Genomic DNA, 14,488 nt, shown 5'->3' with positions numbered 1-14,488 from the left:
GTTTTCGCGGACTTAAGAAAACGCAGCTGCCGCTTTGAACTTGCGTTGGCGCGCCCAGAGAATGCCCAGGGAACCCGCTGTCATGATAACCCCAGCCAGAATGGTGACTGGGTTCGGTACAGCCTGGGGCAGGTAGTCGGCTTTGTCTGCGATCAGCTCAAACAGCAGAGATGTGAATGGCAGAGCGGCGATGGTGGCGACATAGTTCTGACTGCCGACCAGATTGATGGCCTGCATGGACAGGAACATGGAGACACCGCGCAGGGTGATGCCAACGGCAATCGCTGCCAGCCACATGGTTGGGCTCCAGACCTGCGTGAGGTCAATAAGGGGCAGGTTGCTTGTCCAGTCTGTAGCGCTCTGTGTGGCTGGTCCATCTGTGAAGAGAGAGAGGCCAGCAAGGCTGATGAGCATGATAAGGGCGCTGGCGACCAGCATAACGCCGCTGAGGGAGGCGCGCTCCTGCAGGTCATCACCCTGATTTTGCGGGTGGAACTCTGCGATAACCACTGAGGCGACCACGGCGAACTCAGAGAACACCATCAGGTAGACGGCTGGGTTGGAGTAGGTACCTTCCAGCGTGGAGATGAGCAGGACAACGCCCAGAATGATGATGATGTGGCCGGGAATTTCCAGAAAGGATGGCAAGCGGAAGAACAGGACTGCAAAGACCAGTGCTGAAAATGGCACGGAGACGAGGCCGAAGAAACCTGCGTTTGCGGCGCTGATGTAAAGCAATGAGGCTGTGAAGCAGGCTGCGGAGAGCACGCGGGCAATGCCGTACGCCCATGTGTAGGGGCTCTTGAGCGCTTCCATGGTGGCGCCCAGTTTGCGGCTGATGGCGATGAGGAACAGGCCGCCAAACATCAGCTGGATGATGGTGAAGATCCACGGGTCGAGGTTGTAAGCGAGCAGCAGGCCCTTGCTTATGACAATAAGAAACGCCCAGCTTACCATGGTGGCAAGGCAGACAATCAAACCTTTGGGGGTCAAACTCAGTACTCCTCTCCGACGAACTCGCCGGTGATTTTCAGGCCATCAATTCCGGTCTGGCCGTTTTCTTTATAAATGCGCCTTGGGTATGCCCCTGCATGATTGGCAATATGATCAGCAAGTTGTTCAGAATGGGTTACGAGCCAAATCTGGCTGCGCTCTGAGGCTTTGGCAATAACTTTGGCGAGCGGTTCCAGCAGGTCGGGGTGTAGGCTGGCTTCCGGTTCGTTGAGGGCAATGAAGGAGGGCAGGCGGTAGGACAGCATGGCGCCGAGCAAGGCGAGATACTGCAATGTGCCGTCTGACAGTTCCTGAGACGGGAAGGGGCGGCGTATTTCTGGGGTTTGCAGTGCGAAGCGGCAATCCTGCCCATTGGCTTCAATGATCAGTTTGCTGTCCGGGAAGGCGTCGTCGACTGCGTCCTGCAGGAAGAAGGTGTCCTTCTGGATTTCCTTCAGAGTGGCAAATACTGCGGCCAGATCGCTGCCGTCTGAGGAGAGTGTCGGCGTGGTGACATTGGGGCTTGGGCGGCGGAGCAGGCTGTCCCGGTCACTGCGGAATGTATGGTAGAACCGCCAGTCTGTTATGGCGCGGCGTACCAGATCCAGCTCAGGAAACTGGCTGCCATCGCGGATGCTGGCGAGAGCGGTTTCGGAAGGGAGCAGCTCGTTGTCGTAAGTGACTTTGCCGCCTTTGCTGGATCTTAAAAACGCACTTGGGCCTTTGCGCTGCATCAGCACGACTGGCTTCTTGCCTGTCAGGAGCGTGAGTTCTTCGTCTCTGACCATGGTTTCAAAAGGTAGGGCGGGGTCTGAGATTGGGTTGGGCAGGCCCAGCTCAATCCGGTAGGACAGATCCCCCAGATCCGCACGCAGGATGATGCGCTTCTTTTCGTGGGTCTTGAGGTCGCCCGCCCACATGACACTGTCCACCCCACCTTCCTCTGAGACGGCGCGGGTGATGCGGCCCAGTGCAGCCTGCTGGAGCAGCTCCAGAGACTTGTAAAGGTTCGTTTTGCCAACGCCGTTGTTGCCGACAAACACGTTGACGGCGCCAACTCGCATGAAGAGCTTATGTACGGACCGGTAGTTCTCTATGCCGATCGCGGAAAGAGGGGGCATGGCCATGAGGTGAAACTTTTTTGATATATCTTCGGTAAGTATGGTTGAGAATAAGCAGGTTGGATTGGGATTGTAAATTGAACCCGAAAGTTCATGCACCGGAAATTCACGTTTTGTTCGCCTGTGGTTGAGGTAACTCTTTACTTCAAGGTTGGGTTGTTCAAACTGCTTGGTGTCTTCGTTTGTTGCGTTCTTCTTTCAGGAAACCGCAAGGGTTTTCGGAACTGCGCTTTGGAGGAGAGTTTCGATGTCTGCTCAAGATTCTGACAGCATGCGGCAGGAATCCGATAGTTTTGGTGTGTTGGATGTTCCGGTTGGCAAGTACTGGGGCGCGCAGACCGCACGTTCCCTGATCAACTTTCCTATTGGCCGAGAGCATTTGCCGCCTGCGCTGATCCATGCGTTGGGTGCGGTGAAGCTGGCGGCTGCCAAAGTGAACATGGAAGAGGGGCGCTTGCCGGAGGATCTGGGCAAAGCCATTTGTCAGGCAGCGACTGAGGTGATCTCCGGCAAGCTGGATGCGCATTTTCCGCTGGTGATCTGGCAGACGGGCTCAGGCACACAATCGAATATGAACACCAATGAGGTGATTGCGAACCGGGCTATTGAGCTGCTCGGCGGGCAGATTGGCAGCAAGTCTCCTGTCCACCCCAATGACCATGTGAATATGGGGCAGTCCTCCAACGATACGTTCCCGACAGCGATGCATATTGCAGCGGCTTGTGAGATCAACAAGGTGCTGTTGCCTGCGCTGGTTCATCTGCATGACACGCTGGAAGCCAAGGTCGCAGCGTTTTCTGACATCGTGAAAATTGGACGCACGCATACGCAGGATGCAACGCCTCTGACACTGGGGCAGGAGTTCTCAGGTTATGTGGCGCAGCTGGAGTATTCCAAGGAGCGCATTGAGCAAAGCCTTGTGGGGCTTTATCGCCTTGCTCAGGGCGGCACGGCTGTTGGGACAGGGCTTAACTCAACCCCAGAGTTTGCCAGTGCGTTTGCCACCCATGTGAGTGAGGTGACGGGCCTGCCGTTTGTGACGGCAACGAACAAATTCGAGGCGCTGGCAACCCATGATGCGGCAGTGTTCGCTCATGGTGCGCTGAACACGCTGGCGTGCTCGCTGATGAAGATTGCCAATGACATTCGCTTCCTTGCCTCTGGTCCGCGTTCCGGTCTTGGTGAGATTAGCCTGCCTGCCAATGAGCCGGGGTCTTCCATCATGCCGGGCAAGGTGAACCCGACCCAGTGTGAGGCCGTGACCATGGTCTGTGCGCAGGTGATGGGCAATCAGACGGCGGTGAGCGTGGCTGGTGCAACAGGGCATTTCGAGCTGAACGTGTTCAAGCCCGTGATTGCCAACAGTCTGCTGCAGTCCATCGAGTTGCTGGCGGATTGCATGGTGAGCTTTGCAGACCGCTGTGTGGTTGGCATTGAGCCGAACCTTGATCGTATTGAGGAGCTGATGGAGCGGTCGTTGATGCTGGTGACAGCACTGGCGCCGACAATTGGCTATGACAAGGCAACCGAGATTGCCAAGTCAGCGCACAAGAATGGCACGACCCTGAAAGAAGAAGCGCTTCGGCTGGGCTATGTGACTGCCGAAGAGTTTGACCGGGTGGTGCGACCTGAAAAGATGGTCAGGCCGGGATAGGGCGCGCTGAGCCCATCATGATATCTAGCGTTTGCGCCAGGCAGGCCTTTGTGTCTGCCTGATCCAGCTGTTCTGCACCAATCAGCGTGGCGTAGAGGATCTGGGCGTTGATTTTGGCGTGCTTGCGGGTTTGAGGCACCTGAGAGAACAGGCTCTCGACATACTCCAGACGGCGGCGGTCGATCTTGGTGGTGTAGGCACGGGCAAGCTCATCAAACTGGGCCCAGTTTCGCAGGGCGTTTGAGACACCGTTGGCGCCGTATTCTTCTGAGACCTCACTTGCTGCAATCTCAATCAGATCATAGAGGCGCTGTTTCGGGTCCGGGCTGCCAGCATCCACCTGCGCGATGATTTGCTGGGTGGCGAGCTCTTCCCAATGGTCCAGCATAGCTGTTTTGAGGGCGGCTACATCCTTGAAGTGCCAGTAGAACGAGCCTTTGCTGACCTTCAACTTTCGTGCCAGCACTTCTGCCTTGAGGCCTTGCGGGCCGTCAGAGGCCAAAGAGCGAAAGCCGCCTTTGATCCAATCAAGCGCTGTGAGTTTGGTTTTCTCCGTCATATTTTCACCATACGCTACCGTATTGACAAGATCCAGCAATAATGTACCGTACGCTACCGTATGGAATCAGAAATGAGAGAACTCCAATGAATAAGTGGCTGATGGCTTCCGGAATACTGTCTTTACTGCTGGTGTTGGTGCATGTGTTTCTGGGTGGTCCAGAGATCCATGATCCTGTATTGGGCAGTGATCTTCATCCTGTGGTGATCGCGGTGCTTTCGGTGGTCTGGCACGGGATCACGGTGGTGATGCTGGTCAACGGTGTGTTGCTGCTGGCTGCGGCCTTCAAGAGTGAGTTGGCGGCGGGTGTTGCCTGGGTGGTGATCGGGCAATATGGCGGATTCACCCTGCTGTTTATCGCTTACGGCCTCTCTCAGCTGGGTAACCTGATGGACATGCCGCAATGGATCTCCTTTATCATCATCGCTGGCTGTGTGGCGATGGGCTTGCGCAAGGTGGGCCGCGCACCTGCTTTGCAAAGGGCTGCTGCCTGAGTGGTTGAGACCGGCGACGCCTAAAGCTTCTGCGTGTTGACATTTTGCAGAAATCGCCTTTATTGTCAGCGCAGGTCGGCAGTTCCCAAGGCGTCGCTGCCCCGAAAGGGGAGCTAAACCTGCCATTCACTTCGAGAGTAATCGACATTCTTGTCCGATGCCGCTTCGCAAGTCAGCGACCACGAAAAGTAAAATGCGGCTCGAGAGGATTTTTCAATGTCGAGAGTCCCGGTCCCTCTTCGTTCGCCTGATATCTCCACGTTTGCGCGCAGTGTTGCCCGCCAGATGAAGTCACGCGGTGATGCTCCTTCTCATGTGGAGCTGATGAACATGCTCGCCAAAGCGGCGGGCTTTCAAAACTTCCAACATTTAAGAGCATCGCATTCCGCTGGACGCCGCCTTGATACGGAGCCGGTTGTTGAGACGGTGGATCATCGGTTGGTTGAGCGTGGGCTGAACCAGTTTGACAAGGCGGGGCGGCTGGTCAGCTGGCCGTCACGTCGGCAGGTTCAGGTGCTTTGTCTTTGGCAGTTGTGGTCCCTTATTCCGGCTGGTGCATCGCTTCGGGAGAAGGAGATCAACACTGTGCTCAATGACGCTCATTGTTTTGCAGACCCCGCGTTGCTGAGACGCGAGCTGTTTAGCCTTGGGCTGCTGCATCGTAATCGGGATGGTTCCGATTACAGGCGGCAAGAGCAGCAACCACCACTGGAGGCGCGTGATCTGATTAAGCGTTTGAAGGGGAGACGTTTGGAAAGTGAAAGCGGCAGCTCTGCCATGTCGTTCATCGTGCGACCGAGCACTTAGCTTGGCTTTCACTGCCATTTAGACAGGAGGCTTCCCGACTTTTGGGCCGGGGAGCCTCTTTCGTTTTCTGGCTTATGGCCACTTTACCACTGGTGGCATGGAGGACAGGATGGAGGAGACGTTTCCGCCTGTCTTGAGGCCGAAGATGGTGCCGCGGTCGTAGAGGAGGTTGAACTCCACGTAGCGGCCACGACGGACCAGCTGTTCTTCGCGCTGCTCCACTGTCCATGGGGTCAGGAAGTTTTTGCGCACCAGCTTTGGGTAGATGTCGAGGAACGCGTTGCCAACGGATTTGGTGAAGGCAAGGTCTGCGTTCCAGTCACCGGTGTTGTGGCGGTCGTAGAAGATGCCGCCGATGCCGCGCGCTTCTTTGCGGTGAGGCAGATAGAAGTACTCGTCGCACCACTTCTTGAAGTGATCGTAGTCTGCGCCCGGATGATCAACACACGCTGCCTTCATGGCCTCGTGGAACTCAACGGTGTCCGGGTCTTCCTGTGTGCGGCGTGCGCTGAGCACTGGGGTGAGGTCTGCTCCACCGCCAAACCACTGCTTGGTGGTGACCACCATACGGGTGTTCATATGCACTGCCGGTACATTTGGGTTGTGCATGTGGGCGATCAGGGAGATGCCGGAAGCCCAGAACCGTGGGTCTTCGCTGGCACCTGGGATCTGGTCGCGGAACTCTGGAGAGAACTCGCCGTGTACGGTGGACACGTGGACGCCAACCTTCTCGAACACACGGCCGTGCATCAAAGACATGACACCGCCGCCGCCATGGCCGCCGCTGTGGTCTGTGCGCTCCCATGGTGTGCGTTCAAAGCGTCCGGCTGGCTGGTCTGCGAGTGGGCCGTCCTGCTCGCCAACTTCTTCTTCCAGCTGCTCAAACGCGGCGCAGATGTTATCGCGCAGCTGAGTGAACCACGCAGAGGCTTCTTTCTTCTTGTCTTCCAGATCTGCCGGAAGCGTGTTCTGTGTGTCGCTCATCGTCCCTCCTAGAGCGCTAAATCTTCTTTGTTGCTCTGTTTAATGGAGTGCGCCTGCGAAGTACAGGAGAGGTGGGTGCTGTTATTGCGGCTGAGTGAGGATGACGGGATACTTTTCCGGCTGCACATAGTTGCCGTCGCATTCCGGTTTGGCGCGAAACTCAAGAAGGTGCGGGTAGCCATCTGGTGTGAAGCGGTGGACCTCATAGGTTCCGCAATCGCCCAAACCACGGCCTTTCATGAAGCTGGTCAGATCGCCGGTCTTGATGTCCCAAACGCCATTGAAGACCACATGCGGATCATCGTTGTCTTCGTTCTGAGGGCGTTTGAAGCTCAGCAGCTCGGCGTCCTGTGGTTTGTGGGTGTCTACTCGCACATAAACATGGGCTTCATTGTACGGACTTATGGAGCAGGCGAACTCCAGCACTTCGATGTTCTTGCTGAACTGAAGGCGGTAGTTGCCCATTGTGTCGTAAGCCTGCTTCCAATCGCAGGGATAGGCCTGATCCAACAGACCCAGATAGCGGTTCAGGATTTTGGGGTCGTTTTCTCTCACAGGCTCAATGGGCTCTGCCAGAGTTGGGTTTGCCAGCAGGCTGGTGGTGAGGAGGGCAGCAGCCAGTGCTGGGTACAGGGTTTTGGACATGGCGGCTTTCCTCTTTGATAGCGTGGTTTTGCCTGAGGATGCCGTTTTCGGATTACGCTTGCCTAAAAACTCTTGGTTTACTGCGGGCTACCAGTTCCAGACGTGCTTTAACGATCTGTTTGGCTGGCGTTACATGGCTGGGTAGATCAACGGGTAATCGGTGGGTTCGCGGAACTTGCCGTCGCAGTTTCGCTTGGCGCGGTACTCTATGAGTTCCAGATAGCCATCTGATGTGAAGCGGTGGACTTCGAAAGAGCCGCAATCTGAGAGGCCGCGGTCTACGGTGAAGCTGGTGAGTGCGCCGCGGTTGAGATCCCAGAAGCTGTTAAAGAGGATGTACTTGCTGGTGACCGGTTGCCCCTTGGGTCGACGCAGTGCGATGAGCTGTGCTGGTTGCTTGCTGCCCTTGATCCGGCGGATGTAGAGGTTCGCCAGATTATGCAGGCCCACGGTGCAGGAGAACTCCAGCACCTGAATGCCATTGCTAAGATCGTAGAGGTTATACCCGCTTCGTGTGTGTGCATCATGCCAGTCACAGGGGTATATCTGGTTGAGCAGGTGCAGGTGCCGGTCCAATTCTGCCTTGTCGTGCAGGTTGGGATAAAGTACCGGCTCTATCGGAGCGCCTGCCAAAGCGGGCAGGGGGATAACGAGAAAAAGTGCAACAGAGAATAGATGAGCAATTTTTCTCGAGACACTCTGAAACATTGCAAAATAAACCTAAACAGCGCAAAGCAACGCAATAAATAACGCACCTAGTTTAGGTTGTATTTTATTCAAAAACAATCTGTTTGACGAAGGGCTTCGCCCAGTACCATTCCGGTGGAAACCGCCATGTTGAGGGAGCGCATGCCGTTCTTCATGGGAATCAGCAGTCTGGAATCGGCGAGCTGGTGGATTTCTTCAGGTACACCAGAGCTTTCGCGGCCCATCAGGATCAGGTCGTCTTTTTTGAAGGCGAACTGGGTGTAAGGGCGGGTTCCCTTGGTCGTCATGAGGATAAGTCGGCGCTTTTCCGCCAATTGCCATTCACGAAAACTCTCCCAATCCATATGGCGTTGGAGTTTCGCGCGCTCGATGTAATCCATGCCTGCCCGTTTAAGTGCATGATCTGACAGCGGGAAGCCTGCTGGTTCGATCAGGTGCACCGTTACATCCATGCAGGCGGCCAAGCGCAATAGGGTGCCGGTGTTCTGCGGAATGTCTGGCTGATAAAGGGCAATATCTGGCATGGCGCAGTGTGCTCGCTGTAAGATTTTCGTGAGGGGCTTATGGAAGCATCTCTTGGGCATCTAGAGGAACCCGGTGAAAATCTCCAGAAAAATCATAGAGTTTGTTGATAGGTGACGCGTTTCGCTGGGTGAAACCTAATCAAATTCAAGAGGTTCCATAGGAATTCGTGATATATGTTGCGAAAAAGATACAGTACACCCTAAAGTGTTTTTCCGGAATTTTTGGGGCTAGGCATGTCTCCGCCTTTGTGAGTATAAGCATCTCGCACCGGCCGAGAGCCCTCTTCTTACTTGACGAGACTCTCCGAGTTGCTGATCGCCCGATCAGCTATTTTTAACGTTGGAACCAGGGAGACATACATGAATACTGAATTTGTGCTCGTGAACGCTAATGTTCTCCCGGCAGTAGGCGCATGCGCTATGCATCCCACTAACTGCATTGCATTTGCCGTTTCCGCTTAAGCGGCGGCTTTCCAACACTTTACTAGCTCGTATTTTCTTAATGTAGCCCTCTTTACGGACGAATTGCGTCTGCGGCTGCATGCATATGTTGTCGGAGTATCTCCAATGATTACGTCATTTATCTGGGCGCAGGTCGCGTCCCGTGACGGTTCTGCATCTCAAATTCCGGTCGACGGTGGCCGGTATGTGCGTTCGGCTCGGTCTGAAAAAGTAACTTTTTCTCAAAGCCTTATGCACGCATTCTGGTTCTTGATGATTAGTGCCGGAATCGCGTTTTTCACAATTGTTCCAACGCTTTACGCTGAGTTGGCTGCGGTTGAAATTGTGAAAGCAAACGGAACCTATGAAGCTGGCTCCCTGTTTAAGGGGCGCTTTGTTGACACTTTGGTTGGCGCTTTTGCTGTAGGTATCGGGATTGCCAGCGTTATCTGGAGCTTTTCCGGTTCTCCACGCGATAACCGTGATCCATACGAACGAGATGAGCGGCTGCAGTAAGCAGCCGTCATCCTCTTACCATGTTGACGTGGTAACGCAGCTCGCAAACCAAATATCTTAATTGGGATTTGTCATGTTCTCGTATTTTGAGAAGCTTATTGATCCATTTAAAATGGAAGAGATAGAGACTCCTCCAAGTAAGTTTTGGGGCTTTATCTGGTATTATACTAAGCCAGTTTCTTTATTGCTTATGATTATTGCTTTCTTTGCGGCAGGTATTGCTGTTTTGGAAGTGGTTATATTTACGTTCATGGGTGATCTTGTTAACTGGTTGGGAACTGAAGATCCAGAGACGTTCTTTGCTGATAACTGGGGCCATCTCATCTGGATGGGTGCGGTTCTACTTATTATTTCGCCCCTTACTTCAGCGGTATGGGAGATGTTCTTCCATCAGGGCCTCGTCGGGAACTATCCGATGTTGATCCGTTGGAAAGGGCACCGTCAGTTACTTCGTCAGAGCTTGAGCTTCTTCCATAATGACTTTGCGGGTCGTATCGCTAACAAGCTGATGCAGACTTCTTTGGCTGTCAGGGAAGTTATTACGCGTATTGTCGATATCTTTGTCTATGTGATTGTTTACTTCCTGGCTGCTCTTGCTGTGCTTGCAAGTGCGGACTGGCGCCTTGCGCTGCCGATGCTGGGTTGGTTGGCTTCCTACTTCCTGGTCATGTACATTTTCGTGCCGAAGCTGAAGCGGATCTCCAAGAAGCAGGCAGATGCGCGCTCTGTGATGACTGGCCATGTTGTTGATGCATATACGAATATCTCAACCGTAAAGCTGTTCTCGCATGCTTCTCGTGAAGAAGATTATGCCAAGGGCTCCATGAGCACGTTCATGAACACGGTGCATCGCCAGATGCGGAACGTGACCTTGCTGAACATCTGTCTGACCGTGATCAACAATCTGCTTTTGCTGACGCTTGGCGGTGTTTCCATCTGGCTCTGGAAGGGCGCATTGGTGACGACCGGCGATATCGCGATTGCTATTGGTCTGGCATTGCGCCTGCAAGGTATGTCTCAATGGATCCTCTGGGAAGTTGCTGGTCTGTTTGAGAATATCGGTACGGTTCAGGATGGACTGGGTATGCTTTCCAGACATACGGAAGTCACGGACAAGGACGATGCGAAGGAGCTTGTGGTCTCTGATGCGGAAATCCGCTTTGAAGATGTGAAGTTCCATTATGGCAAGGGCAGTGGTGTTCTTGAGAACCTGTCGCTGAACATCAAGCCGGGTGAGAAGATCGGCATTGTTGGTCGTTCCGGTGCTGGTAAGTCTACGCTGATGAACCTGTTGCTGCGCTTCCATGATCTGGAAGGTGGCCGGATTACCGTTGATGGTCAGGATATCTGTGCGGTGACACAGGAAAGTCTGCGCCAGCATATTGGGGTGGTGTCTCAGGATACATCCTTGCTGCACCGGACTATTCTGGAAAACATCACCTATGGCAAAGACGGTGCAACGTTTGAAGAGGCGCAGGAAGCGGCTCGCCGGGCGCATGCGCTGGAGTTTATCGAGGGACTGAAAGATCCAGAAGGGCGGACTGGCTTCGATACTCTGGTGGGTGAACGCGGTGTGAAACTGTCCGGTGGTCAGCGTCAGCGTGTGGCGATCGCACGTGTGCTGCTGAAGGATGCGCCGATCCTTGTTCTGGACGAAGCGACCTCTGCTTTGGACTCAGAAGTGGAAGCTGCAATCCAGGAAAGTCTGTTTGAATTGATGGAAGGTAAGACGGTTATTGCAATTGCCCACCGACTTTCCACAATTGCGGCAATGGATCGCCTGATTGTCATGGATCAAGGCAAGATTGTCGAAATGGGTACCCATGAGGAACTTTTGAAATCCGAAGGTATCTACGAGAACCTCTGGAACCACCAATCTGGCGGTTTCCTTGCACAAGTTGCCGCTGAATAGGGATTCTTGACAGGGAATCAAGCGGTTTAAACCAAAAGTGGTTCGGGGCGAAATTGCGTCTTCTGGTCCCCGAACCACTCGACTTTTGACTCATATTCTCGTGTCAAAAACTCAATTGTCCCTGTTTTTTGTCTCTTATGCCCAAATTGTCTGCGACAATAAGTCCCCAATTTTTTAACGAGTCTAGACAAGTGCGACCATTGGTGGCAGATAGCATCCGTCAATATAAGTGCGTATTTTGCGCATTTTCACCTACAGCTCTTTGTAGTGAGTAGATAGTGGTTGGTTTTACTAGCCGTGGGTACTGTCCTCTCAAGAGAGTTTTTAGGTGATCTCTTTCAATTTTGTTTCGAGAGGACGCGACCTTGGAACACACGGAAACGGCTGAACCGACACGCCGCGATTTTCTCTACATCGCGACCGGTGCCGTGGGCGCGGTCGGTGCGGGAGCTCTGGCTTGGCCCTTTATCCATCAGATGAACCCGGATGCATCTGCACTCGCTTTGGCTTCTATTGAAGTTGATGTTTCTGCGGTTGAAGTCGGGCAATCCATCACCGTAACTTGGCGTGGCAAGCCGGTCTTTATCCGTCAACGTACGGAGCAGGAGATCGCTGAAGCTGCAGCCGTTCCGCTTTCTGATCTGCCAGACCAGTTCGCACGTAACTCTAACCTAGAAGACGGTGCGGATGCGTCAGATGCAAACCGCGCAGCCGATGGCAAAGAAGCCTGGCTCGTCATGGTTGGTGTATGTACGCACCTTGGCTGTGTGCCACTTGGCCAGAAAAACGGCGACAACAAAGGTGAGTTCGGTGGTTGGTTCTGCCCATGCCATGGCTCTCACTACGACACCGCTGGTCGTATCCGTAAAGGCCCGGCTCCAGAGAATATGCTCGTGCCGCCTTACAAATTCACCACGGACGACACTGTCGTAATCGGCTGACGTGACCCCTTCAGGAGGCAGCTATGGCTGGTCATTCTACTTATGAACCGCAAAACGCTGGCGCCAAATGGCTTGAGCGTCGTTTGCCGGTTCTCTCCCTTGTTCATGGGAGCTTTGTCGCTTTTCCTACCCCGAAGAACCTGAACTACTGGTGGACCTTCGGTGGTATCGCATTCTTCATGCTGGTTGTGCAGCTGATCACCGGTATCGTTCTGGTGATGCACTACACCCCGCATGAAACTCTTGCGTTCCTCTCTGTTGAACACATCATGCGCGATGTGAACTACGGATGGCTTATCCGCTATCTGCACATGAACGGCGCATCCATGTTCTTCATTGCAGTTTACATCCACATCTTCCGTGGCCTGTACTACGGTTCCTACAAGGAACCACGTGAGATCGCCTGGATCCTTGGTGTTCTGCTGTTCCTGCTGATGATGGCAACTGCGTTCATGGGCTACGTGCTTCCATGGGGTCAGATGTCACTGTGGGGCGCGACGGTTATTACTAACCTGTTCTCCGCGATCCCGATTGTTGGCGACAGCATCACTACATGGCTCTGGGGTGGCTTCTCCGTTGGTAACCCAACTCTGAACCGCTTCTTCTCACTGCACTATCTGCTGCCATTCGTGATTGTTGGTATTGTGATCCTGCACATCTGGGCGTTCCACGTTGCTGGTAACAACAACCCAGTTGGTGTTGATCCAAAATCCGAGAAGGACACGATCCCATTCCATCCGTACTACACGATGAAGGATCTGTTCGCGATTGTTGTCTTCATGATCTTCTTCTCCTGGTTCGCATTCTACCTGCCGAACTACATGGGTCACCCAGACAACTACATCGAAGCAAACCCAATGGTAACGCCTGCACACATCGTGCCTGAATGGTACTTCCTGCCGTTCTACGCGATCCTGCGTGCGATCACTTTCGATATCGGCCCAATTCCTTCGAAGCTGGGTGGTGTTATCGCAATGTTTGGCGCGATCGCAGTGCTCTTCGTACTGCCATGGCTCGACACTTCCAAAGTTCGCTCTGCGCGTTTCCGTCCAGTTTACAAGTTCTTCTTCTGGCTGTTCGGTTTCACCTGTGTGATGCTTGGTTGGCTCGGTGCAATGCCTGCAGAACAGCCATACGTGGCTCTGGCTCAGGTCTTCACTGCACTGTACTTCGCTCACTTCCTGATCGTTCTGCCAGTTCTTGGGCTGATTGAAACGCCTCGGAAAGTTCCTGACTCAATCAACGATGCAGTGCTGGGTAAAACCGGCGAAGCGGCTTAAGGGCAGGGGATTTTAAAGATGAAAAATCTAATGTTCAAAAGCGCTCGCGCACTTGCTGTTGTTGCAGGTCTTGCAGTGGCAGGCCCAGCTCTGGCAGCTGGTGATGCTCCGCACGTTGAGAAGCAGCCTTGGTCTTTTGCTGGTCCTTTCGGTCAGTTTGACAAAGCGCAGCTGCAGCGTGGTTTCCAGGTGTACCAGGAAGTTTGTTCTTCCTGTCACGGTCTGAGCCTCGTTGCATTCCGTAACCTCGCTGAGGAAGGCGGACCTGGCTTCTCCGTTGATGAAGTTAAGGCTCTTGCAGCTGAATACTCCATCGTAGATGGTCCGGATGATGAAGGTGAAATGTTCGAGCGCGAAGGCAAGCCGTTCGACAAGTTCCCTTCTCCGTTCCCGAACGAGCAGGCAGCACGTGCTTCCAACAATGGTGCTTACCCACCAGATCTGTCTCTGATGGCTAAAGCCCGCGCAGTGACCCGTGGTTTCCCATGGTTCGTTCTGGATATTGCTACGCAGTATCAGGAAAACGGCCCGGATTACCTCTACGGCCTGCTGACTGGTTACCACGAAGCACCTGAGGGCGTTGAAGTTCCAGAAGGTCAGTACTACAACACCGGCTTCATCGCGGGTAAGACGCTTGCAATGGCGCCACCACTCTCTGATGAGTTGGTTGAGTACTCCGATGGTTCTCCAATGACTACTGATCAGTACGCTCGTGACGTTTCTGCATTCCTGATGTGGGCAGCTGAGCCTCACCTGGAAGCACGTAAGCGTATCGGCTTCGGCGTCATGGCATTCCTGATCCTGTTTGCATCTTTGCTGTACTTCACAAAGCGCAAGATCTGGAGCAATGTAGACCACTAAGGTCACATCGATACTTTCAAAAAGGGCTATCCTATTCGGGTAGCCCTT

General features: G+C 53.8%; 15 protein-coding genes. 8 read left to right on the top strand and 7 right to left on the bottom strand.

The genetic code is table 11. From position 1 onward, the window contains the following. Positions 1-12: 12 nt before the first annotated feature. Complete coding sequence (locus PSE_RS21670) at positions 13-993, bottom strand: EamA family transporter (RefSeq protein ID WP_083841603.1); 981 nt, start codon at positions 991-993, stop codon at positions 13-15. 2 nt (positions 994-995) lie between these two features. Next, on the bottom strand, positions 996-2,120 hold the full coding sequence (locus PSE_RS21665; RefSeq protein ID WP_014286762.1) for an AAA family ATPase: 1,125 nt from the start codon (positions 2,118-2,120) through the stop codon (positions 996-998). A gap of 241 nt (positions 2,121-2,361) precedes the next feature. Here PSE_RS21665 and fumC point away from each other — a divergent pair, with 241 nt between their 5' ends. Continuing rightward, the gene (gene fumC, locus PSE_RS21660; protein ID WP_008547491.1) at positions 2,362-3,768 is read left to right on the top strand and encodes a class II fumarate hydratase; all 1,407 of its coding nucleotides are present in this window, start codon (positions 2,362-2,364) and stop codon (positions 3,766-3,768) included. Here the strand turns inward: fumC and PSE_RS21655 are convergent. Beyond that, on the bottom strand, positions 3,755-4,327 hold the full coding sequence (locus PSE_RS21655; RefSeq protein ID WP_014286760.1) for a TetR/AcrR family transcriptional regulator: 573 nt from the start codon (positions 4,325-4,327) through the stop codon (positions 3,755-3,757). The genes fumC and PSE_RS21655 overlap by 14 nt on opposite strands. A gap of 86 nt (positions 4,328-4,413) precedes the next feature. On the opposite strand from PSE_RS21655, the gene PSE_RS21650 reads away from it, so the two are divergent. Beyond that, entirely contained in the window at positions 4,414-4,821 is a 408-nt protein-coding gene (locus PSE_RS21650) for a hypothetical protein (RefSeq protein ID WP_014286759.1), read from the top strand. A gap of 216 nt (positions 4,822-5,037) precedes the next feature. After that, positions 5,038-5,628 (top strand): DUF2087 domain-containing protein, encoded by a 591-nt coding sequence (locus PSE_RS21645; protein WP_208982167.1) that lies wholly within the window; start codon positions 5,038-5,040, stop codon positions 5,626-5,628. A gap of 72 nt (positions 5,629-5,700) precedes the next feature. Here PSE_RS21645 and hemF read toward each other — a convergent pair whose 3' ends face one another. The 4 genes from hemF to PSE_RS21625 form a co-directional block, all read right to left on the bottom strand. Next, on the bottom strand, positions 5,701-6,612 hold the full coding sequence (gene hemF / locus PSE_RS21640) for an oxygen-dependent coproporphyrinogen oxidase (protein WP_014286758.1): 912 nt from the start codon (positions 6,610-6,612) through the stop codon (positions 5,701-5,703). 81 nt (positions 6,613-6,693) lie between these two features. Then, entirely contained in the window at positions 6,694-7,257 is a 564-nt protein-coding gene (locus PSE_RS21635) for a DUF1176 domain-containing protein (RefSeq protein ID WP_014286757.1), read from the bottom strand. 129 nt (positions 7,258-7,386) lie between these two features. Continuing rightward, entirely contained in the window at positions 7,387-7,965 is a 579-nt protein-coding gene (locus PSE_RS21630) for a DUF1176 domain-containing protein (RefSeq protein WP_014286755.1), read from the bottom strand. 68 nt (positions 7,966-8,033) lie between these two features. Continuing rightward, complete coding sequence (locus tag PSE_RS21625) at positions 8,034-8,489, bottom strand: tRNA (cytidine(34)-2'-O)-methyltransferase (RefSeq protein ID WP_008547433.1); 456 nt, start codon at positions 8,487-8,489, stop codon at positions 8,034-8,036. A 567-nt stretch (positions 8,490-9,056) separates the two neighbouring features. Here PSE_RS21625 and PSE_RS21620 point away from each other — a divergent pair. The 5 genes from PSE_RS21620 to PSE_RS21600 all read left to right on the top strand — a co-directional run bounded on the left by PSE_RS21620 (position 9,057) and on the right by PSE_RS21600 (position 14,440). Next, the gene (locus PSE_RS21620; protein WP_008547746.1) at positions 9,057-9,446 is read left to right on the top strand and encodes a hypothetical protein; all 390 of its coding nucleotides are present in this window, start codon (positions 9,057-9,059) and stop codon (positions 9,444-9,446) included. A gap of 73 nt (positions 9,447-9,519) precedes the next feature. Further along, positions 9,520-11,358 carry an ABC transporter ATP-binding protein gene (locus PSE_RS21615; protein ID WP_008547933.1) on the top strand — a complete coding sequence of 613 codons (1,839 nt, stop codon included), beginning with the start codon at positions 9,520-9,522 and terminating at the stop codon, positions 11,356-11,358. Positions 11,359-11,723: 365 nt separating this feature from the next. Then, positions 11,724-12,299, top strand: coding sequence for a ubiquinol-cytochrome c reductase iron-sulfur subunit (petA, locus tag PSE_RS21610; protein ID WP_008547658.1), 576 nt, complete (start codon positions 11,724-11,726; stop codon positions 12,297-12,299). A 23-nt stretch (positions 12,300-12,322) separates the two neighbouring features. Beyond that, positions 12,323-13,579 (top strand): cytochrome b/b6, encoded by a 1,257-nt coding sequence (locus PSE_RS21605; protein ID WP_008547360.1) that lies wholly within the window; start codon positions 12,323-12,325, stop codon positions 13,577-13,579. Positions 13,580-13,597: 18 nt separating this feature from the next. Then, on the top strand, positions 13,598-14,440 hold the full coding sequence (locus tag PSE_RS21600; RefSeq protein WP_008547549.1) for a cytochrome c1: 843 nt from the start codon (positions 13,598-13,600) through the stop codon (positions 14,438-14,440). The last annotated feature ends 48 nt before the right edge of the window (positions 14,441-14,488 follow it).

Origin of the sequence: Pseudovibrio sp. FO-BEG1 (assembly GCF_000236645.1) — a bacterium.
Classification (GTDB): domain Bacteria; phylum Pseudomonadota; class Alphaproteobacteria; order Rhizobiales; family Stappiaceae; genus Pseudovibrio.
This window is presented reverse-complemented; position numbering and strand designations above follow the sequence as displayed.